Genomic DNA, 20,827 nt, shown 5'->3' with positions numbered 1-20,827 from the left:
ACTATGGAACATCTGATAAGCTTAGCGTTTAGGTCCATCTTTGTGGACAACATGATATTCGCATTCTTCCTCGGAATGTGCTCTTTCCTGGCCGTTTCGAAGAACGTGAAAACATCTTTAGGTTTGGGAGCTGCCGTTACATTCGTTTTGCTCGTGACAACTCCGGTGAACTATCTGTTGCTTACCAAACTGCTGGGCCCCGACTGTTTGGTTGAAGGCATAGACCTATCCTATTTAAGTTTTATTCTCTTCATCGCCGTAATTGCCGGCATTGTACAGATTGTCGAGATGGCCGTCGAGAAGTTCTCACCTGCTCTATATGGTGCTCTGGGAATATTTTTACCCCTCATAGCTGTGAACTGTGCCATCATGGGTGCGTCGTTGTTCATGCAACAGCGTATAGAACTCGACCCGTCGAGTACACAATATATTGGCTCTGCGTTAGACGCGTTGGTTTACGGTCTATTCTCTGGAATAGGATGGACGCTGGCAATTGTTGCAATGGGAGCCATACGCGAGAAAATGGAATATTCAGACGTGCCGAAACCGCTGCAAGGACTCGGAATAACATTCATCACCGTAGGACTGATGGCAATGGCAATGATGTGCTTTTCGGGACTTAATATCTAACGAGAAATGGGACAATTCATAACAACTAGTATTTGCGTATTTCTGCTTGTAATTCTCATCTTGGTTATTTTGCTGCTTGTAGCCAAGAAATATCTTAGTCCGAGCGGAAACGTAAACATAACTATCAACGGCGATAAAACACTAAGCGTAGAGCAAGGCAGCTCCGTGCTGTCAACTCTGGGCCAGCAAGGAATATTCATACCCTCGGCATGTGGAGGAAAGGGAAGTTGCGGACAATGCAGACTGCAAATTATCGAAGGAGGAGGAGAAATTCTCGACTCTGAACGCCCGCACTTCACTCGAAAAGAAATTAAAAACCATTGGCGACTAAGTTGCCAATGCAAGGTGAGAGGCGACATGGCCGTAAAAGTTCCCGAATCAATTATGGGAATCAAGGAATGGGAATGCACTGTGATTTCAAACAAAAACGTTTCAAGTTTCATCAAAGAATACAAGGTGGCTCTACCGCCAGGCGAGCACATGGACTTTGTGCCGGGTTCGTATGCGCAGATAAAAATCCCCGCTTATGATTGCATTGACTACGACAAGGATTTTAATAAGGACGACATTGGTCCCGAATATATCGAAACCTGGAAGCACTTCAACCTCTTCTCGCTTAAAGCCCATAACCCCGAAGAAACCGTACGAGCGTACTCCATGGCCAATTATCCGGCAGAAGGCGATATAATCACACTCACGGTTCGAATTGCATCCACACCATTCCTTCCACGTCCGCAAGTGGGATTCCAGAATGTACCGACGGGTATAGGTTCGTCCTACATTTTCAGTCTCAAACCTGGCGATAAAGTGATGATGAGTGGCCCTTATGGTGACTTTCACCCCAACTTCACCTCCGGGAAAGAAATGATATGGATAGGTGGAGGTGCCGGTATGGCTCCGCTGCGAAGTCAAATAATGCACATGCTCAAAACCCTCAACACGCGCGATCGCGAGATGCACTTCTTCTATGGTGCCCGGGCGCTCAGTGAAGCATTCTTTCTGGAAGATTTCTGGGAACTCGAAAAAGAATATCCCAATTTCCATTTCCACCTATCGCTCGACAGGCCCGACCCGAAAGCCGATGAGGCTGGAGTGAAATATTACGCAGGATTTGCAGTGAACTGTATCCGCGATACGTATCTGAAAGATCACGAGGCGCCCGAAGACTGCGAATACTATCTCTGCGGTCCGCCTATGTTAATTAAAACCGTGACAGACTATCTCGACAGTCTCGGGGTTGACCAGGACGCCATACTTTACGATAATTTCGGCTAACATGTTCTTTATGTGATGTACGAGGATGTATCCATCAAGGGTGCATCCTCGTTTTTTCATATACTCTTAAGTGTGAAGCTTTGAACTGATATCTAAGCCAAATCGGTCTACCTACCGTATAATATTTCTCGGACATGTTCGAGCCGAATATTTATCACCAATTGGTCATTAGAAGATCAGAGGGAATAGTAATCTTTAGATCTAATGACCAATTTGGGGTTAATAAAGCGAGTGTAACACCATTGTATAAGAGTGTACTATACCTTTGCCTAAAGGTGTACTACACCTTTGATGAAGAGTGTACTACACCTTTGATGAAGAGTATACTACACCCTTGATGAAGAGTGTTTAATGCCCTTGACAAGGAGTGTTTATTTGTAACACCTTGCTTGCAAAATATCTAATGACCGATTTGGGTTTATCTCGTCCTGTTGGATGGGCGTCGGACAGACACGAGGTCTGTCCCTACAGGCGGGCATTCCGCCCGAGTTAGCACCCATATCTATCATTCATAATGCCTCCGAAGATTAAGCGAATTCTTAGACCGAACTCACATATTGCTGAAGAGGTGTCAAGATCGATGAGAGGCTAAGCGCGGGGAGTTTTTAGTACATTTGCAACCACCGGAAAGGAATATCCGTCACGGAAATAACGCAAAAAATCAAATGAAAATAATCTTTAGTAAATCTCCATTCCTGTCATTGCTTTTCGCCCTTGCAGTGGCTGTGTTTTGGGCTGTGCCCTATGTGTGTACCCTTAGTTTTCAGGAACAATATCAGCTTTTTCTTTTCACCACTGATTATTTTGTCGAACGTATGAGCGTGCCGGGCGGCATGGCCGATTATATAGCCGAATTCGTGACGCAGTTCAACTATGCCTACGTGGTGGGTGCAGTGTTGCTCGGCACAGTTTTTTTTATGATGCGAGAGCTCACGGTAGCGATATTCAAAAGGGTGGGGGCGGACGAAGTTTGGCAGTCGATAACCTTTGTGCCAGCGTTTGTACTTTGGGCCTATATGGGAAACGAGAATGTGATGCTATCCTTTGGCGTATCGCTTGTAGCAGCACTGACGTTCATGTTGTTCTATCTTAAGATGGGCGGCGAGGGCTTGCCGACTGTGATTTTTACAGCGATTGGCTTGCCGGCATTCTATTGGCTGTTCGGAGCAAGTGTGTGGTGCATGGTTCTGTTTGCCGTTCTGTTCTCTGTGGGGAAACGGAGGGGTGTGTGGATTGCGGGGGCGATGGCGGTTTACACCTTTATTATTATATACGTATGCTCGTTGTGGTTGCCCTATCCGAAATATCAGTTGTTTTGTGGAGTGAACTATTTCCGCTATCCGGTCGAGATTCCCATAATGCAGTTTGTCGTGATGGCTGCATTTGCTGTTATTCCGGCGATTGGGATGTGGTTGCCAACACGTGTTGTCAGGCCGAAGATAGTCATGCCTGCGCTTCTGTTCGTTATTGTTCTTATCGGTGCGGTGGGCGTTCGAGTCAGTTTCGACAGATTGAAATACGACCAGATTGAATATGATTATCTAGTGCGAACAAATCAGTGGAATAAGATTATCCGTAAGGCCGAAGCTCATCAGCCCACCACCCCGCTGAGTGTTAGTTGCGTGAACTTGGCGCTGGCGATGAACGGACAGTTGGGCGACCGGATGTTTGAGTTCTTCCAAAACGGCGCTGAGGGATTGTTTCCAACGTTCACTCGCGATATGACCTCGCCGCTGCCAACCAGCGAGGTGTTCTACAGACTGGGAATGATTAACGAATCGGAACGCTACGCCTTCGAGGCGCAGGAGGCTATCCCGAACCGGCGGAGAAGTGGACGAATAATGCGTCGACTGGCACAGTGCAACATCGTTAACGGAAATTATGCCGTAGCTGCGAAATATCTCCGTATGCTCCAAAAATCGCTGTTCTATGCGAAGTGGGCCGACCAGCAGATGCGCTTCATAGGAAACGACAAAGCTGTGAATAGGGATGCGGAATATGGCCGGCTGCGCGATTTGCGGATAAAGAAAACCGACTATCTTTTCAGTGACCGTGAGATGGACCAAATGCTGGGCTTGCTGCTGGTTGACAACCGGAAATATAACAATCGGATGGCCTACGACTATCTCATAGCCTATGAACTTCTACAGCGCGATTTGAGAAAGTTCATGAAGTACTATCCGCTAGGGAAATATCTCAAGTTCGACCATATTCCAAATTCCACCCAGCAGATTCTTATTGGTCTATGGATTCAGCGCCATGGTAGTTTGGACGGTCTGCCCTATTCTGTGGATCTGCAGAACGTTCAGAGCACGCGTGCGTTTCTTTCGGTCTACATGACAAATAAGCAATCGGCCGAACTCAACTCGCCGCCGCTCTCAACTAACGTGTGGCGATACGTGCTACTGGGGTCTCCCGGGAAAACAACTAAACAGGAAATGAAGGAGATTTATTAAGAATGAAAACACTCGTAAAACACATCATAACTCTTGCTTTGCCACTCTTGCTGGCAGGCTGTTCGCACGCGCCGCAAAATGTTCGACAAGACAACAGTATACCGAAAATATTCCCCGATTATGTCGGTGTTACTATCCCGGCCGGGATAGCACCGCTCAACTTCAACTACGACGGCCCATCGGAATCTATCTTCGTGGAGGCTCGTGGCTCGAAAGGCGGAAGTATCGAGGCGGAGGGCGATTATGCCGACTTCGATATCGACCAGTGGCACGAACTAACCAACCTTAACAAAGGTGGTAAGATAATCTTCACTGTCAACGTGAAGCAAAACGGAGAATGGACACGCTACAAGAGTTTTGACGTGAATGTGTCGGCCGATCCAATAGGCGAGTGGGGATTAACCTATCGGCTTGTTGCTCCGGGATATGAAGTCTACGGCAAGATGGGCCTTTATCAACGTGAGCTGGCCACCTTTCGTCAGCAGGCTATAATCGAAAATACTTCTGTGCCCGGTGCATGTATGAATTGTCATACTCCTAATCGAACCAACCCCGACAACTTCACTTTCCATGTGAGAGGGAGCAACGGTGGTACAATAATCGGCGGTCGCGATGGTTTCAAAATCCTCAATGCGAAAAACGACTCGCTGAAAGGGTCGCTGGTTTATCCGTATTGGCATCCGTCGGGCAGATTCATAGCCTATTCAACCAACAAAACTCACCAGAGTTTTCACGCCGTAAGGTCAGAACGAATCGAGGTATTCGATCAGGCGTCAGATATTCTAATACTCAATCCCACAACCAACGAAATTGTTCTCAATCCATCGGTTATGACACCTGAGAACTATGAGAATTATCCCGTTTTTTCGCCTGATGGTCGGACGCTCTATTTTGTTGCGTCGGTCGCATGGGATATTCCGGCGAACTATAAGCGTATTCGCTATAACCTATGCAAAGTGGGCTTCGATGCTCGGACAGGCAGAACTATCGGTCAGCCCGACACCATTTTCAACGCCCGCCTTATGGGAAAGAGTGCCACCCATCCACGACCATCCTACGATGGCCGATTTATAATCTTCACTATGGCCGATTATGGCGTTTTCCCAATCTGGCATAATGAAGCCGACCAATGGCTTTTCGATATCCGTACCGGTAAGGCTCGCCCGCTCACCGAAATAAACAGTCGGGCTGCCGATAGTTTCCACAACTGGAGTTCCAATTCGCGATGGCTTGTGTTCACCTCGCGCCGTATCGACGGATATTACACTCGACTATATCTAACACACGTGAATTCTGACGGTACGATGTCAAAGCCGTTTCTTCTGCCACAAAAGAATCCATGGGAGTTCTACGACCGCTCTTTATTTTCGTTCAACACTCCCGACTTCACTTCTCATCCTTTCAACCTGAAGTCGCGTGATTTCGTTCGTGCTATCGTTTCGCCGGAAAGAATAGAAACCAAAATAAGATAAACCCTAAATAGGTCATTAGATCTAAAGACGACTATTCCCTTTGATTTTCTAATGACCAATTGGAGAGTTTATTGAGTGGGCAGGATATGGAGTCTTGTTATTCCTTTTGTAAATTCTTCATCCAGCTGCCACGGAATAAACTGATGAGGAATAATATTCCGCGGAAAGTCAACTCTATAGCCATTGCAAACCAAACGCCACGCAGACCGTAGGTTGGAGCAAGTATGGCGGCGAGCGTGAGGCGAACTAGCCACATGCTACCAAGGTTGATGATAGATGGGCGGATGGTGTTGCCAGCGCCTACGAATACGCAGTAAATTACAATCGAGGCGGCAAAGAACGGTTCGGCAAACGCTTCGATGCGTAGGATGGCCGTTCCGAGTTCGCGTATCTCTTCAACTGGAGAAAGCCGGCCAATCATCTCCGGCGCGAACGCATACATAACCACACCCATAAGAGCCATTACGCCCATTCCGATGAAGACCGTCATATGCGAAAAACTGTAGCACAGTTCGCGACGTTGTGCCCCCATACTTTGTCCGACTAGTGTTGTTGCAGCCTCACCGATTCCATAGCCCGGCATGTAGCACAGGCTTTCGGCTGTTATAGCAAACGAATGGGCAGCGATGGAGATGTTTCCGAGTGGGGCTACAATCATTGTCGACACCACTTGTGCACCGTTCATCAGCATTTGCTGAACGGCCATCGGTGCACCTATCTTGACAGCATTTCGGATGTATGACCACATCCATACGAAACGTTCTTTATCGAGCTTCCATGCTAGAATCTTACTGCGGAATATTGCGAAATATATCAATGGAAGAGCACCTACCGCAAAGGATGAGGCTGTGCCCAGGGCTGCACCCTTTACGCCGAGATTGAGTCCGAATACTTCAATCTGTATGCCGAACACTTCAATTGTTCGGGTGGGGAAAATGAAGAAGAAATTGAACGTTACGTCGAGCACGCACATGAGCACTGCGATAAAACTTGGCCGGCGAACGTCGCCCGACACTTTCAGCATTGAGGCCGAGAGTTGTTCCAGCAGAACAAAGGGGATGGCGAATGAGAAGATTAGAAAATAAAGCGATGCGTCGTGTTGAATGTCGGTTCCGCCTTTGAGCCATCCGGGTAGTGGGAAAGCTACAGCTGCTGCGAGAATCATCAGAGCGAAGCTTATTGCGAGACCGAAGATGTAGCCATGTCGCATAACTGCCCTGGCCTTTTCGAAATCGTTGGCGCCGATGAAATGGGCTACCTGTACGGAGAATCCCATGGAGCAGGCACTACTTAGCGAGGCAAAGAGCCATGTGACCGGTTCAACCAATCCGATAGCGGCCGATGGATTGGCGCCAAGCGAGCCCACCATAGATGCGTCGATGTAGAACATGAGCACGGTGGTTACTTGGGCGAGCATTGAGGGAATGCTGAGCTGGACTATGAGGTTTAGTTTTTCGGCTGTTGTGATTTGTTCTCCGCCGCGGATTTTCGCTAGTAAAGTGTCTGAAACGGCCATAATGACTAGTGACTAAAAAAGGTTTGAATTTTGAAGTTCAAACCTTTAATATGATGTTTTATAATTTATAGAACGACACCAACCGGAGGTCGAATATTAGAGTTGAATAGGCCGGAACTCTGGGATTTTTCCTAACTCCGTAGCCTAGTCTGTAGGGCACATAAACCATCCAATGGTCGCCTATGTGCATGTTCTGGAGTGCGGTTGCGAATCCGTCTACCGTTTTACTTACTCGCATTTGTGCCGGTCGGGCTGTGAGTGGGTTGAAGTTGTCCGTGCCCCAGGATGTTTCAGTTATGAAACCGGCGGTGTAGGTTGTCGACGGGAGCAATCGACCTCGATAGTGAATATGTACGGAATCGGTGTAGAGCGGGGTGCCTGCACCTGTTCCTTTTTCGAGTTCGTGCACAATGATGTATTGGTCGGGGCGATATGTTGGAGGGGTGCCCGATGGGTTGGTTTGGTTCTGGTAGGTGTAGTTCAGAATAATCTTCCACGACGTGTCGCCGGCATCGATTTTCTGCTTGGTTTCGTTGTAAAGTTTGCTCCAATATGCTTCGTTGGTGCTCTTCCAGTTGGGATATTCCTCGATTGTTTCGATTTTATCTTCCGAACAAGAGAAGAATGTACCTGTTGTGAGTAGAAGAGCAGCCGCTATGACGGCGTTCCTGATTGGGTTGGAATGTTTCATATTTGTTTTAATTGTCTATGTCTATTTTTTTGAGTAGCGAGGTTATCGATACTCGATCTTCAATGATTTCACGCAGTTTTTCGATTGGCACACGTTCTTGTTTCATCGAGTCGCGGTGGCGCAGAGTTACGGTATTGTCGTTTAGTGTGTCGCCGTCGACAGTTACGCAAAATGGGGTTCCGATGGCGTCCTGCCGACGATAGCGTTTGCCGATGGAATCTTTTGTTTCGATGTGTGTATTGAAGTGGAATTTGAGGGCGTTGACAATTTCCTTTGCTTTTTCGGGCAGTCCGTCTTTATTTACTAGCGGTAACACGGCGCATTTCACCGGTGCGAGCGGTTCGGGCAGTCGAAGAACAATGCGTTCTGAGCCGTTTTCGAGTTTTTCCTCGCAATAGCTGTGACACATCACGGTGAGGAACATTCGGTCTACTCCTATCGAGGTTTCGACATCATAAGGCGTATAGTTTTCGTTGCGTTCCGGATCGAAATATTTCACCTGTCGGCCGGAGAATTTCTCGTGCTGCGACAGGTCGAAGTCGGTGCGTGAGTGTATGCCTTCAATTTCTTTGAATCCGAATGGCATGCGGAACTCAATGTCGGATGCGGCGTTGGCATAATGGGCTAGCTTTTCATGGTCGTGGAAACGATAGTTTTCGTCGCCCATGCCGAGTGCTTTATGCCATGCCATGCGATGTTTCTTCCAGTATTCGAACCACTGCATTTCTGTGCCTGGCTGACAGAAGAATTGCATCTCCATCTGCTCGAATTCGCGCATGCGGAATACGAACTGGCGGGCTACGATTTCGTTACGGAAAGCCTTACCTATTTGGGCTATTCCGAAGGGTACTTTCATACGCCCGGTTTTCTGTACGTTCAGGAAGTTCACAAAGATGCCCTGTGCTGTTTCGGGGCGGAGGTATATTTTGTTTGTGGCGTCGGAGAGCGACCCCATTTCGGTTGAGAACATAAGATTGAATTGCCTAACATCGGTCCAGTTCTTTGTTCCGCTGATTGGGTCGACAATTCCTTCGTCGAGTATTATTTGTTTCAGTTCTCCGAGGTCGGGGCCCTGCATGGCCTCAGTATATCGGGCGTGAAGTGCGTCGCGTTTCCGTTGATTTTCGAGCACTCTCGGATTGGTCTCGCGAAACTTATCTTCGTCGAACGAATCGCCGAATTTCTTGGCGGCTTTAGCGATTTCCTTTTCTATTTTTTCTTCGTATTTGCCGATTTGGTCTTCTATGAGATTGTCTGCACGATAGCGTTTCTTCGAGTCACGGTTGTCAATCAATGGGTCGTTAAAAGCGTCGACATGTCCGCTGGCTTTCCATACGGTTGGATGCATAAAAATGGCGGCGTCGATGCCTACGATGTTGCCGTGCAGTAGCACCATCGATTGCCACCAATATTGTTTTATGTTGTTCTTCAGTTCTACGCCATTCTGTCCGTAGTCGTAGACGGCAGCAAGACCGTCGTATATGTCGCTGCTTGGAAAAACGAAACCATATTCTTTGCAGTGGCTCACAATCTTTTTGAAAATATCTTCCTGTACCATGAATATATGTTGTTAGTTTTCAATAATTACCGCGCAAAGGTAATTATTTCTTCCGAAGATTAATTCGGCCCTGTATGCCTTGGCAACGGGGCTGGGATGCTATTAAATAACGCGAGTTCGGTTTAATGGAGACTCCCACTCGGCCGGTAGGCCGCATGTAGGGACAGACCCCGTGTCTGTCCGCACCCTGACGCGACAGGATGAAATATTGCCATGCGGTCGGTAGACCGAATTGGCATGGGTATCGGAGACAGACACGGGGTCTGTCCCTACATGCGGGCGGAACGCCCGAATTGGTATTCGTTGTTTATTCCCCATTGGCTCCTCGGAGGCTTAAACATATTCTTAAACCGAACTCACGTTAAATAAAGGATGGTTCTTACTTTTTAAGGGGACGAGGACTGCTTGAGAACCCGATAGCCGTTTTGCACCGCCTCGGGCAAGTTCTAATTAAAACGGTGACCGGGAAATGGTGCCTGGAAAATTTTTGTGCGAACCCGATGTACGTTTTTTGTCGCCTGCGATTTTTTTGATTCAATACGGTCATCGTTTTTTGTTCTCCGAAACTCGGGCACGTTTTCCCGATGACCGTTTTTGCTTCCCTGAGTTTCAGGCGCGATTTTTCGATGACCGTTTTCATCTCTCTAAGAAATTTTGAGCGAACCCGATGACCGTTTTTATCTCCCCAAATCCGGTTCGTGCCAATACTGCCATCGAGTTTGCTCTTTGTTATGTAAACCCGATATTTCTCAATGTCGTATTGGTGTTATAATAAAGGTGGATTGGCTGTGCCTTATGGCGGCGAATCTGGTTTTATTGTAGTAGAGTTTCTGAATCGTCGGGGTTTGGTTGCGGTGAATGATGGTGTATGTTGCGAGGGTGATGCTCGAGTATTTGTCGGCGTAGAGAGGAGGTGTCGAGGTGGGTGTATATTTCGGTTGTTACAATGCTTTCGTGCCCTAGCATGGCTTGGATGGAACGCAGGTCGGCGCCGCCTTCGAGCAGGGCTGTGGCAAAGGAATGGCGAAGTGTGTGGGGCGAGATTGTTTTGCGTATGCCGGCTTGCTGGGCGTATTTCTTTATCATGATGAGCACCATTGTTCGGGTTAGGTGATGGCCGCGTCGGTTGAGGAACACGTAATTTTCTTCGCCGGGTTTGATATTCATTACGTTGCGGTCGGCAAACCAGAATTCGAGTTCACGTATTGCTCTTTGCGATATTGGCACGAGTCGTTCTTTGGAACCTTTGCCGATAACGCGGATGAATTCTTCGTCAAGGTGGAGGTTCGACATTTTGAGATGAGTTAGTTCGGATACTCGCAATCCGCACGAGAAGAGCACTTCGATGATGGCTCGGTTGCGATGGCCTTCCCATTTGCTGAGGTCGATGGCTTGTTCGAGGATGTCTACCTCGGCCGTTGAGAGCACTTCGGGTAGATGTTGGGGAATGCGTGGAGAGTCGACGAGTTCGGTGGGGTTGTTTTCTATGTATCCGTCAACGACGAGATATTGGTAGAACTGTCGTACACCGCTTAGTATTCTGGCTAGCGAGCGGGCGCCTATTCCGAGGTCGATAACGAAGGCGGCGAATTGGTCCATGTGCTCGAGTTGAAGTTCGAGCAATGGAATGTTTTCCATTTCTAGGAAGGTGAGCATCTTTGAGAGGTCGAGCATATAGGCCTCGACGGAGTTGGGAGAAAGGCCTTTTTCGAGTTTGAGATAGTTTCTGTATCGTGCGATGAGCTTGGATTGGTCGGTGAATTCTTTTCTCATTATTTGCTACTTTTGTTGACACAAAATTAATCCTTTTAGATATGAAAGTTATTGTTATCAATGGGCCGAACCTGAATCTTCTTGGAAAACGCGAACCCAGTATTTACGGTAGTGAATCGATGGAAAACTGCTTGGCTGAATTGCACAGGATTTTCCCAGATGTCGAGCTGGATTATTTTCAGAGTAATATCGAAGGCGAACTGGTCGACAAGCTGCAAGAGGTGGGCTTTTCTGCAGACGGGATTGTACTCAACGCAGGCGGATACACTCACACGAGCGTTGCACTACTTGATTGTATTCGAGCTATAGAAACGCCGGTTGTCGAGGTTCATGTGAGCAACGTTTTGGGGCGTGAGGACTTCCGCCGCCGTTCTGTGATAGGTGCAGCTTGCCTGGGATGTATCGAGGGGTTCGGAATGAACAGTTATCGCTTGGCCGTCGAGGCTCTAATATTGCATCGGGATGTTGGATAGAACCATCGAGGATTATATCTCTTCACACATCGATCCGGAGAACGAATATCTACATCGGCTCTATCGGGCCACGAACATTCAAACCGTTCACGGACGAATGGCAAGCGGACATGTTCAGGGGCGTGTTCTGAAGATGCTGGTTCAGATGATTGGGCCGAAGAATGTTTTAGAAGTAGGAACGTTCAGCGGTTATTCGGCGCTTTGCATAGCCGAGGGATTAAGGGCCGATGGGCGAATTTATACCTTCGAGATAAACGACGAGATGGAAGATTTTACCAGCTCATGGATAGAAGGCTCGCCGCTTGCCGAGAAAATTATTTTCCGAATAGGCGATGCTAATGTGGAGGCTCCGAAACTGGGAATCATGTTCGACATGGCATTCATCGACGGCGATAAACGTACATATCTCAAAACTTATGAAACGACGCTCGGAATTTTGAACGATGGCGGATATATCGTGGCCGATAATACACTTTGGGATGGACATGTGGTCGACGAAGAATATGATGGCGACAGTCAGACACTGGGTATACGTCGTTTCAACGATTTCGTTGCGGCCGACAATAGGGTGGAAAAGGTTATTATTCCGTTGCGCGACGGACTCACAATCATCCGAAAAAAATAATGTTTGAACGAGCGAAGCCTTATGGCTACCTTTGCAAACATCAAAATCAGACCTCCATTTTTAATTAAACATTACTATGCAAGAAACAAGATTGAACCGTGTTTCGCGCTTGCTTCAAAAGGAACTGGCAAGCATCTTTCAGAGTCAAACTCGAGCTATGCACGGCGTGTTGGTTAGCGTGACTCGAGTGAAAATCAGTCCCGACCTGAGTATTTGTACGTCGTATCTCAGCATATTCCCCTCCGATAAAAGCGAGGAACTACTCAACAACATAAGGGCAAACGAAAAAACAATACGCTACGACCTCGGACAACGCGTGCGGAATCAACTTAGAATAGTTCCTGAATTGAGATTCTTTATCGACGATTCACTCGACTATATAGAACGAATCGATAGTCTTCTGAAAAAATAAATCTCCCGTAATGAACTTCCCGTTCTATATCGCCCGTCGCTATCTCTTCTCCAAGAAAAGCACGCACGCAATAAATGTGATTAGTCTCATCTCGGTTGTTGGAGTGTCGGTGGCCACAATGGCACTTGTTGTAGTGTTGAGCGGCTTCAATGGCTTCTCTGATTTGATTGCGTCGTTCTTTACAGGCTTCGATCCACAACTGAAAATCGAACCGGCTAAAGGAAAAGCTGTAGCAGCCGACGACCCGATTCTCACCGAAATAAAAAAACTGCCCGAAATCGAGGTCGCAACCGAATGTGTGGAAGATCAGGCCCTGGCCATGTATCGCAACAAACAAGCCATGGTGACGATTAAAGGAGTAGAAGATAATTTCGACTCACTAACTAACATCAACGATATTCTATACGGAGACGGAAAGTTTGAATTGCACGCCGCTAATCTACAATATGGAATACTCGGAATCAGACTGGCGCAAGATTTAGGGACCGGAGTCGCATGGCGCAACTATCTTAATATTTATGCCCCGCAACGCGAAGGACAATATGACGCCTCGAATCCCACAGAAGCTTTTGTCGAAGATTCGCTCATTTCGCCTGGAGCTTTGTTTCAAGTCAAACAAAGCAAATACGACAAAGGCTACATAATTACCTCCATAGACTTTGCTCGAAGAATATTCAGTCGGCAGGGCGAAATCACATCGCTTGAGTTACGCCTCAAAGCCGACGTTGATATAGATGAAACCAAAGCTCGAATAAAAAAAATCGCCGGAAATAAATTCACCGTAAAAGATCGCTACGAACAACAAGCCGACACATTCAATATAATGCGCATCGAAAAACTTTTTGCCTACGCATTCCTCACCTTTATATTAATGGTGGCCTGCTTCAATATAATCGGGTCGCTGTCTATGCTGATAATCGATAAGAAAGACGATGTTCGAACATTGCGCTATCTAGGCGCCACCGACAAACAGATAAACAGAATTTTCCTGTTCGAAGGACGAATGATATCGGTTTTCGGCGCGTTCATCGGAATCCTTTTCGGCCTTCTGCTATGTTGGCTTCAACAAACCTATGGATTGGTGAGCCTAGGCAATCGTGCAGGTAATTTTGTTGTCGAAGCCTATCCTATAAGTGTGCATCCATGGGACGTTATTCTCATCTTTTTCACCGTAATAATCGTCGGGTGGTTAGCTGTATGGTATCCTGTTAGATATATGAGCAAACGCCTAACCAAATGAAATATTGAACGGTTATTCGATATTCTCCCAGGCGGCTGTATATTCACTAATGATAAATGCCATATTGATCAAGTCAACGGAATATTTAACCAGATAAGATCTGTTTTATCATACGACAATTGGATAAATCACCCTCATTTTCTTTGCACAACCCCTCTCGTTATGTGCATAACTTGCAGCTTTTTTGATGGAAATATTTGTGAGGCCGGAAAAAAAACAGTTTCTTTGCCGCCGAATTTTAAAGTTGAAAGTAATTATTAAACATTTTAAAACTTACAATTATGTCAGAAATTGAATCAAAGGTAAAAGCAATTATCGTAGATAAACTTGGTGTTGACGAAGCAGAAGTAAAGCCTGAAGCAAGTTTCACAAACGATCTTGGCGCAGACTCCTTGGATACTGTAGAGTTAATCATGGAGTTCGAAAAAGAATTTGGAATCTCCATTCCTGACGATAAGGCAGAAAAAATTTCTACTGTTGGTGACGCAATTGCTTACATTCAGGAGAATGCTAAGTAAGAAGTTAATAGTGAAATAGAAAAAAGCGGAAAGAAATTTCCGCTTGATTTTTTTGCTCTAATAACTTATATCTTACATCAATGGAATTAAAAAGAGTAGTAGTGACCGGTATCGGAGCCGTTACTCCAATAGGAAACACATCGGAGGAAACCTGGCAAAATATGATTGCAGGTAAGAGCGGAGCCGCACCTATTACGCAATTCGATACAACCTTATTCAAAACTCACTTTGCTTGCGAAGTGAAAGGATTGAATCTCAATGACTACATTGACCGTAAGGAGGCTCGCAAACTGGATCGCTATACACAGCTTGCCGTTGTGAGTGCCATTCAGGGCGTAAAAGATTCAGGAATCGATTTAGAGAAAGCTAACAAGGAGCGCATAGGAGTTATCTATGGTGTTGGCATAGGCGGAATAAAAACATTCCAGGAAGAAGTTGATTACTACGCCAAGCACGAAGATGCTGGTCCGAAATTTAATCCGTTCTTCATTCCGAAGATGATTGCAGACATCGCTTCTGGTCAGATAAGCATTCGCTTTGGTTTCAATGGTCCGAATTTCACCACAACATCAGCATGTGCGTCTTCAACTAACGCTTTAGCGGCCGCATTTAATTTGATTCGTTTAGGTAAAGCCGATATGATTGTCAGTGGTGGAGCTGAAAGTGCTATATGCGAATGTGGTGTTGGTGGATTCAATGCCATGCACGCTCTATCGACCCGCAACGATGATCCCGAACGTGCTTCGAGACCATTCTCAGCCAGTCGCGACGGTTTCGTTATGGGCGAAGGGGCTGGTTGCATCATTCTCGAAGAACTTGAACATGCCAAAGCACGCGGAGCCAAGATATATGCTGAGATGGCCGGCGAAGGCGAATCAGCCGATGCCTATCACATCACAGCATCGCATCCCGACGGACTGGGCGCAAAACTTGTTATGAAAGCCGCACTCGACGATGCAGGTTTGAGACCCGAGGATATTGATTATATCAACGTACATGGAACCTCAACACCTGTTGGCGACGTTTCAGAAGCGAAGGCAATAAAGAATCTCTTTGGTGAAGCCGCCTATAAGTTGAACATCTCTTCAACGAAGAGCATGACCGGGCATCTTCTCGGTGCTGCAGGAGCTGTTGAAGCAATGGCTTGTATTCTTGCAGTCAAGAACGACATTGTTCCTCCAACAATCAACCATTCGGAAGATGATAAAGATCCGGAATTAGACTACAACATGAATTTTACGTTCAATAAGGCACAAAAACGCGAAGTACGAGCAGCTTTAAGCAACACATTTGGCTTTGGCGGACACAATGCCTGCGTAGTATTCAAGAAGTATGCTGAATAATATTATAGACAGAATAAAGCTCCCTTTCCGCAAGGAGAAGGAGCTTTATTTGTCTTTATACCAAATCATCGGAATCCTTCCCCACAACATTAATTTCTATAAGATTGCTCTTCTTCATAAGAGCGTGGCACGTCGAAGTGCAAAAGGAGCACCCGTGAATAACGAACGACTGGAATTTCTAGGAGACGCTATTCTAGATGCCATCGTGGGAGCGATTGTTTACGAACATTTCCCCGGCAAACGCGAAGGTTTCTTGACCAATACGCGTTCGAAAATAGTTCAACGCGACACACTAAACAGGCTAGCCAAAGAGCTAGGCATAACCCAGCTCATTCTTTCGAGTGGAAACAATCAATCGCACAACAGCTATCTGGGCGGAAACGCATTCGAAGCCCTAGTTGGGGCGCTTTATCTAGACCATGGTTATCAAGCCTGCATAAAGTTCATGAAGCGCCAAATCCTGGGCGATTTAATTAACATTGACAAGGTTGCCTACAAGGAGGTGAACTTTAAGTCAAAGCTCATTGAATGGACTCAAAAGAACAAGGTGGAACTAGAATTCCGCTTAATTGAAAACCTCAACGACGAGCAAGGAAATCCGATATTTAAATTCCAGGTCGTTATGGAAGGAGTGGAAGGCGGCGAAGCACCCGGCTATTCAAAGAAGGAAAGTCAACAAGCAGCCTCAAAGCTAACACTGCAGCGGTTACATCATGACTCTGAATTCATAAACAAAATATTCACAGCCAAGGCCGAACGCACCAAGATGGAAGAGGAACCAATAGCCGATGTTTCTCAAACAGTCGACGAAACGAACTTCTTTGTGAGCCCCTCCGACCAAGAAATTAAGCACGAATGCCCATTTCAGGCAGAAGTATTCAATGAGAAAACTCATAGAATGAAACTAGACGACCGCGAAATAATAATAGCAGAAGCCGAAGCTAAGGCATTCGGAGAATAAATCGCTAACGATGCAAAATCTAGTTATTTACAACACCCTGCACAGGCAGAAAGAACGTTTCGAACCCATTGCAGCCCCAAATGTGGGCATGTATGTTTGCGGACCAACCGTTTATGGCGACCCACACCTCGGGCACGCCCGGCCAGCCATCACTTTCGATGTACTCTTCCGTTATCTGAAACGCATAGGATACAAAGTGCGCTACGTTAGAAACATAACCGACGTGGGACACCTCGAACACGATGCTGACGAAGGCGATGACAAAATAGCTAAGAAAGCTCGACTTGAACAGCTCGAACCCATGGAGATAGCACAGCATTATACTAACCGTTATCACGACGCGATGCGAATGCTTAATGTGCTACCTCCGAGCATCGAACCTCAGGCAACAGGCCATATTATTGAGCAAGAACAGCTCGTAAAAGAAATAATCGAAAACGGATTCGCTTACGAAAGCAATGGAAGCATATACTTCGACGTTCAGAAATACGACAAAGTTCACCGATACGGAATCCTATCCGGACGGAACCTCAACGACATGATTGGAAACTCACGTGAACTAAGCGGAGTAGATGAAAAACGAAATCAAGCTGATTTTGCCCTATGGAAACGAGCCATGCCCGAACACATCATGCGTTGGCCATCGCCATGGAGTCAAGGATTCCCCGGGTGGCATTGCGAATGCACAGCCATGGGACGAAAATATCTCGGCAACCGATTTGACATACACGGCGGCGGAATGGACCTCATCTTCCCTCATCACGAATGCGAAATAGCACAAGCCGTAGCATCGCAAGGCGAACAGATGGTTAAATATTGGATGCACAACAATATGATAACCATCAACGGACAAAAGATGGGCAAATCGCTCAACAACTTCATAACCCTAGAGCAATTTTTCACCGGTCAGCACGAAATCCTAACACAGGCCTATACGCCGATGACGATACGTTTCTTCATCCTCTCGGCTCACTATCGCGGTACGGTCGATTTCTCCAATGAGGCACTGACAGCTGCACAAAAAGGTTATGAGCGTCTCATGAACAGTATCGAAGAACTCAAACGAACGCCAGCATCCAACGATTCAGACGAACAAACCCGACAGTTTGTTTCAACACTGTGCAACAAATGCTACGAAGCAATGAACGACGACCTCATGACCCCAGCCGTTATCTCTACACTCTTCGAAGCCAGTCATCTCCTCAATGCTATAAACGCCCGAAAGGCACAAATCTCTGCTGCCGACCTCGAAGAACTCACCAAAACGATGCACCTATTTACTTTCGACATTCTAGGTCTGCGCAACGAGCGAGGAGCCGATAACAGTGCACGCGAAGAGGCTTATGGGAAAGTTGTCGACATGATTCTTGACCTCCGTAACAAAGCCAAACAAGAGAAAAATTGGGCTGTGAGCGACGAGATTCGCGATTCCCTATCATCAGCCGGATTCGTTGTCAAGGACACAAAAGATGGAGTTACCTGGCGTTTGGATAAATGACTCTCCCTCCACATCACCCCTCCTTGCCTATTTTTCCTTATGTCAGGTTCACGGATGTATACTGGCCATAATACTTCTTTTACACAAGAGATAAGTATCTGCTCATTCTCTAGACTTATCTCTCTTTCAGGAGTATATTCACACTTTAATCTTAAACAATTACTTATCCCGAGTTTTCCTCTAGCCTCTTTTCATAAACCCCAATTGGTCATTAGATATTTTGCGGGCAAGGTGTTACAAATGGATACTCTTCGTCAAGGGTGTACTACACTATTCATTAAAGGTGTAGTACACTCTTCACTAAAGGTGTAGTACACCCTTCATCAAAGGTGTACTACACTCTTACTCAAGGGTGTTGTACTCGCTCAATTAACCTCAAATTGGCCATTTCGTAGCTATGCATTTATACTTTCGAGGAGTTTGGCAACTTCGTGAGAGTCGGTTTCGGACGAGCCGTTGCGAGCGGAACCGTGGATTTCGATGGCGCCAGTGGTATTCAATATCGAAACGGCGTTAGAGGCGTTAACGCCACCGCCGGGAAGAATAATAATTCGGCCGCCGGATTGTGTAACCAGTTCAGACAGTAGCTGGGAGCCTTGCTCGGCCGTGGGTTGCTGACCGGAGGTGAGTACGCGGGTGCATCCCAATTCGATTAGAGTTTCGAGGGATTCGCGAGGGGCATGGCACACATCGAATGCACGGTGGAATGTGAAAGGTAGCGAACCGGCGGCATTGACAAGCTGGGTGGTTGATTGACGGTCGATTGAACCATCGGGTAGGAGAGCGCCACTCACGATTCCGTGTACTATAGGTCTTAGAATTTCGATGTCGCTGAGCATCACCTGCAGTTCGGCGGGCGAATAGACAAAGTTTCCGCTGCGTGGGCGTATGAGCGCGTGTATTCTAAGGTTTGGATAGGTGGTGTGCACATATTTCGCCAGGCCGGCAGAGGGAGTGAGCCCATCTAGTTCGAGAGCCGAACAGAGTTCAATCCGTTCGGCTCCTCCTTTCACGGCTTCATCTACGCTGGCGATGCTTGCCGTGCATACTTCGAGTGTTCGTTTCATTTTTCGATTCTGATGATATAGTCCGTCACTCCTTCGGGCACGTTGAGTTTGATGGTTAGGAGCGCGTTCTTTTTGTCGTATTTGAACGGTAGTTTGGTTCTTTTCTCGAATGCGAGGACGTTGCGCGGCTTGGCTGCGAGTGGGAAACTTATTTCGTTGTCCACTTTGCTGAGCACGTGTACAAAGGTTGTGTCGGCTTTGTCGGTGCTCACTCCCCAGGGTTGTTCGGCTATACTGCCGGCTTGGGTTCCGTAGATAGTTGAGCCATTGTGGCGCATCCATTGACCGATACTTTTTAGTCGGTCTAGCGATTGTTCGGGCAGTTCGCCATTGGGTTGCGGCCCGATATTCAAAAGGAGGTTGCTTCCCTTTGCGGCACTACGAACAATCATCTGAATGAGTTGGCTGGCCGATTTATAGTTCGTATCGGAAACTTTGTACCCCCACATTCCGTTCATGGTTTCGCACATTTCGAGCGGAAGGAGACTAATGTCTTGTCCGGAGAGTCCGGATTTGTTTTCGCCTGGCAGGTCGCGTTCGAACATTTGGAAATCTTCGCCTACGAGAGGATAGATATGGTGATTGTTTCCAATGAGGCATTCGGGTTTTATGCTGTGCACATAGCGATACAAGTCGGGCATGTGCCAATCAAAAGGAATGCTGTCTTCATCGTGATCCCAATATCCGTCGAGCCAGATGGCTTTCACATCGCCGTAGCCGGTGAGGAGCTCGTTGAGCTGTCGTTCCATGAATCCGAAGTAAGAAGGATAATCGGGTTTGAGTGTGCGCCCGGTGTTGCGTCCGGTTCGTCCGATAGGATAATCGGGCCGAATCCAATCGAGTATAGAATAATAAAGGTGAACATCGATGCCTTCGCGATGGCATGCGTCGGTGAGTTCTTTGAGTACGTCGCGCTCGAATGGGGTTGCATCCACGATGTTGTATTTGCCTTCGGCGGTGTGATACATCGAGAAGCCATCGTGATGGCGGGTTGTGAAGGTGATGTAACGCGCTCCTGCGTCTTTGAAGGCCTTCACCCATTTGTCGGCATCGAATCGGATGGGATAGAATCCGGAGGCAGCCTTGGCATATTCATCCTTGTTGAGATTGCCTGTGTTGAGATACCATTCGCCCTGTGCGAACATACTGTAGATACCCCAATGAAGGAAGATTCCGAAGCGACTGTCGGCGAAATGCTTCCGTGCTTCTAGATTCTCGGGAGTAGGTTCGTAAGTGCTTTCGGGCGTGTTGGCTTGTTGTGCAAACAGGTTTGCAGATACAAGCATCAGCGCAGCGAGAAGAGTTGTTTTTACTTTCAT

Annotated in this window: 18 protein-coding genes; 12 read left to right on the top strand and 6 right to left on the bottom strand. The window is 47.0% G+C overall.

Features of this window, described 5'->3' with window-relative positions:
- Positions 1 to 3: 3 nt before the first annotated feature.
- From nqrE to HMPREF9140_RS07265, 4 genes are all read left to right on the top strand, one after another.
- Positions 4 to 630 carry an NADH:ubiquinone reductase (Na(+)-transporting) subunit E gene (gene nqrE, locus HMPREF9140_RS07280; protein WP_006952995.1) on the top strand — a complete coding sequence of 209 codons (627 nt, stop codon included), beginning with the start codon at positions 4 to 6 and terminating at the stop codon, positions 628 to 630.
- Positions 631 to 636: 6 nt separating this feature from the next.
- Positions 637 to 1,905, top strand: a complete 1,269-nt coding sequence (gene nqrF / locus HMPREF9140_RS07275; RefSeq protein WP_006952994.1) for an NADH:ubiquinone reductase (Na(+)-transporting) subunit F — start codon at positions 637 to 639, stop codon at positions 1,903 to 1,905.
- Between the two features lie 665 nt (positions 1,906 to 2,570).
- Positions 2,571 to 4,361 (top strand): DUF6057 family protein, encoded by a 1,791-nt coding sequence (locus HMPREF9140_RS07270; RefSeq protein WP_006952993.1) that lies wholly within the window; start codon positions 2,571 to 2,573, stop codon positions 4,359 to 4,361.
- A 2-nt stretch (positions 4,362 to 4,363) separates the two neighbouring features.
- Positions 4,364 to 5,833, top strand: coding sequence for a TolB family protein (locus HMPREF9140_RS07265; protein ID WP_006952992.1), 1,470 nt, complete (start codon positions 4,364 to 4,366; stop codon positions 5,831 to 5,833).
- A 97-nt stretch (positions 5,834 to 5,930) separates the two neighbouring features.
- Here HMPREF9140_RS07265 and HMPREF9140_RS07260 read toward each other — a convergent pair whose 3' ends face one another.
- The 4 genes from HMPREF9140_RS07260 to HMPREF9140_RS07245 form a co-directional block, all read right to left on the bottom strand.
- Entirely contained in the window at positions 5,931 to 7,349 is a 1,419-nt protein-coding gene (locus tag HMPREF9140_RS07260) for an MATE family efflux transporter (protein ID WP_006952991.1), read from the bottom strand.
- Positions 7,350 to 7,407: 58 nt separating this feature from the next.
- Positions 7,408 to 8,040, bottom strand: coding sequence for an FKBP-type peptidyl-prolyl cis-trans isomerase (locus HMPREF9140_RS07255; RefSeq protein ID WP_006952990.1), 633 nt, complete (start codon positions 8,038 to 8,040; stop codon positions 7,408 to 7,410).
- 7 nt (positions 8,041 to 8,047) lie between these two features.
- Positions 8,048 to 9,598, bottom strand: a complete 1,551-nt coding sequence (locus tag HMPREF9140_RS07250; RefSeq protein ID WP_006952989.1) for a glycine--tRNA ligase — start codon at positions 9,596 to 9,598, stop codon at positions 8,048 to 8,050.
- Between the two features lie 813 nt (positions 9,599 to 10,411).
- Positions 10,412 to 11,371 carry a site-specific tyrosine recombinase gene (locus HMPREF9140_RS07245; RefSeq protein WP_006952988.1) on the bottom strand — a complete coding sequence of 320 codons (960 nt, stop codon included), beginning with the start codon at positions 11,369 to 11,371 and terminating at the stop codon, positions 10,412 to 10,414.
- A gap of 41 nt (positions 11,372 to 11,412) precedes the next feature.
- Between HMPREF9140_RS07245 and HMPREF9140_RS07240 the strand changes: the two genes are divergently transcribed.
- The 8 genes from HMPREF9140_RS07240 (at position 11,413) to cysS (ending at position 18,441) form a co-directional block, all read left to right on the top strand.
- Positions 11,413 to 11,844, top strand: a complete 432-nt coding sequence (locus HMPREF9140_RS07240) for a type II 3-dehydroquinate dehydratase (protein WP_006952987.1) — start codon at positions 11,413 to 11,415, stop codon at positions 11,842 to 11,844.
- Entirely contained in the window at positions 11,834 to 12,469 is a 636-nt protein-coding gene (locus HMPREF9140_RS07235) for an O-methyltransferase (RefSeq protein ID WP_006952986.1), read from the top strand. Before HMPREF9140_RS07240 ends, HMPREF9140_RS07235 begins: the two co-directional genes overlap by 11 nt.
- Positions 12,470 to 12,545: 76 nt before the next feature.
- On the top strand, positions 12,546 to 12,881 hold the full coding sequence (gene rbfA / locus HMPREF9140_RS07230; protein ID WP_006952985.1) for a 30S ribosome-binding factor RbfA: 336 nt from the start codon (positions 12,546 to 12,548) through the stop codon (positions 12,879 to 12,881).
- A gap of 10 nt (positions 12,882 to 12,891) precedes the next feature.
- On the top strand, positions 12,892 to 14,121 hold the full coding sequence (locus HMPREF9140_RS07225; RefSeq protein ID WP_006952984.1) for an FtsX-like permease family protein: 1,230 nt from the start codon (positions 12,892 to 12,894) through the stop codon (positions 14,119 to 14,121).
- A gap of 281 nt (positions 14,122 to 14,402) precedes the next feature.
- On the top strand, positions 14,403 to 14,639 hold the full coding sequence (locus HMPREF9140_RS07220; protein ID WP_006952983.1) for an acyl carrier protein: 237 nt from the start codon (positions 14,403 to 14,405) through the stop codon (positions 14,637 to 14,639).
- 80 nt (positions 14,640 to 14,719) lie between these two features.
- The gene (fabF, locus tag HMPREF9140_RS07215) at positions 14,720 to 15,982 is read left to right on the top strand and encodes a beta-ketoacyl-ACP synthase II (RefSeq protein ID WP_006952982.1); all 1,263 of its coding nucleotides are present in this window, start codon (positions 14,720 to 14,722) and stop codon (positions 15,980 to 15,982) included.
- Positions 15,972 to 16,943: a ribonuclease III gene (gene rnc / locus HMPREF9140_RS07210; RefSeq protein WP_006952981.1), complete on the top strand. Its 972-nt coding sequence runs from the start codon at positions 15,972 to 15,974 to the stop codon at positions 16,941 to 16,943. Before fabF ends, rnc begins: the two co-directional genes overlap by 11 nt.
- 10 nt (positions 16,944 to 16,953) lie before the next feature.
- Complete coding sequence (gene cysS, locus HMPREF9140_RS07205) at positions 16,954 to 18,441, top strand: cysteine--tRNA ligase (protein ID WP_006952980.1); 1,488 nt, start codon at positions 16,954 to 16,956, stop codon at positions 18,439 to 18,441.
- A gap of 395 nt (positions 18,442 to 18,836) precedes the next feature.
- Here cysS and HMPREF9140_RS07200 read toward each other — a convergent pair whose 3' ends face one another.
- Together HMPREF9140_RS07200 and HMPREF9140_RS07195 are read right to left on the bottom strand one after the other, a co-directional pair.
- Positions 18,837 to 19,508, bottom strand: coding sequence for a copper homeostasis protein CutC (locus HMPREF9140_RS07200; RefSeq protein ID WP_006952979.1), 672 nt, complete (start codon positions 19,506 to 19,508; stop codon positions 18,837 to 18,839).
- Entirely contained in the window at positions 19,505 to 20,827 is a 1,323-nt protein-coding gene (locus HMPREF9140_RS07195; RefSeq protein WP_006952978.1) for an alpha-L-fucosidase, read from the bottom strand. The genes HMPREF9140_RS07200 and HMPREF9140_RS07195 overlap by 4 nt, the downstream gene beginning before the upstream one ends.

Origin of the sequence: Prevotella micans F0438, from assembly GCF_000243035.1 — a bacterium.
GTDB lineage: Bacteria > Bacteroidota > Bacteroidia > Bacteroidales > Bacteroidaceae > Prevotella > Prevotella micans.
The sequence above is the reverse complement of the archived record's forward strand: the minus strand, read 5'-3'. Positions and strand labels throughout refer to the sequence as shown.

Bases quoted from the DNA above. Each gene is read 5' to 3' on its own strand.
- HMPREF9140_RS07220 (WP_006952983.1), top strand. From the start codon at position 14,403: ATGTCAGAAATTGAATCAAAGGTAAAAGCAATTATCGTAGATAAACTT.
- HMPREF9140_RS07270 (WP_006952993.1), top strand. From the start codon at position 2,571: ATGAAAATAATCTTTAGTAAATCTCCATTCCTGTCATTGCTTTTCGCC.
- nqrE (WP_006952995.1), top strand. From the start codon at position 4: ATGGAACATCTGATAAGCTTAGCGTTTAGGTCCATCTTTGTGGACAAC.
- HMPREF9140_RS07255 (WP_006952990.1), bottom strand. From the start codon at position 8,040: ATGAAACATTCCAACCCAATCAGGAACGCCGTCATAGCGGCTGCTCTT.
- HMPREF9140_RS07260 (WP_006952991.1), bottom strand. From the start codon at position 7,349: ATGGCCGTTTCAGACACTTTACTAGCGAAAATCCGCGGCGGAGAACAA.
- cysS (WP_006952980.1), top strand. From the start codon at position 16,954: ATGCAAAATCTAGTTATTTACAACACCCTGCACAGGCAGAAAGAACGT.
- HMPREF9140_RS07240 (WP_006952987.1), top strand. From the start codon at position 11,413: ATGAAAGTTATTGTTATCAATGGGCCGAACCTGAATCTTCTTGGAAAA.
- HMPREF9140_RS07195 (WP_006952978.1), bottom strand. From the start codon at position 20,827: ATGAAAGTAAAAACAACTCTTCTCGCTGCGCTGATGCTTGTATCTGCA.
- HMPREF9140_RS07250 (WP_006952989.1), bottom strand. From the start codon at position 9,598: ATGGTACAGGAAGATATTTTCAAAAAGATTGTGAGCCACTGCAAAGAA.
- nqrF (WP_006952994.1), top strand. From the start codon at position 637: ATGGGACAATTCATAACAACTAGTATTTGCGTATTTCTGCTTGTAATT.
- HMPREF9140_RS07225 (WP_006952984.1), top strand. From the start codon at position 12,892: ATGAACTTCCCGTTCTATATCGCCCGTCGCTATCTCTTCTCCAAGAAA.
- rbfA (WP_006952985.1), top strand. From the start codon at position 12,546: ATGCAAGAAACAAGATTGAACCGTGTTTCGCGCTTGCTTCAAAAGGAA.
- HMPREF9140_RS07235 (WP_006952986.1), top strand. From the start codon at position 11,834: ATGTTGGATAGAACCATCGAGGATTATATCTCTTCACACATCGATCCG.
- fabF (WP_006952982.1), top strand. From the start codon at position 14,720: ATGGAATTAAAAAGAGTAGTAGTGACCGGTATCGGAGCCGTTACTCCA.
- HMPREF9140_RS07245 (WP_006952988.1), bottom strand. From the start codon at position 11,371: ATGAGAAAAGAATTCACCGACCAATCCAAGCTCATCGCACGATACAGA.
- HMPREF9140_RS07200 (WP_006952979.1), bottom strand. From the start codon at position 19,508: ATGAAACGAACACTCGAAGTATGCACGGCAAGCATCGCCAGCGTAGAT.
- HMPREF9140_RS07265 (WP_006952992.1), top strand. From the start codon at position 4,364: ATGAAAACACTCGTAAAACACATCATAACTCTTGCTTTGCCACTCTTG.
- rnc (WP_006952981.1), top strand. From the start codon at position 15,972: ATGCTGAATAATATTATAGACAGAATAAAGCTCCCTTTCCGCAAGGAG.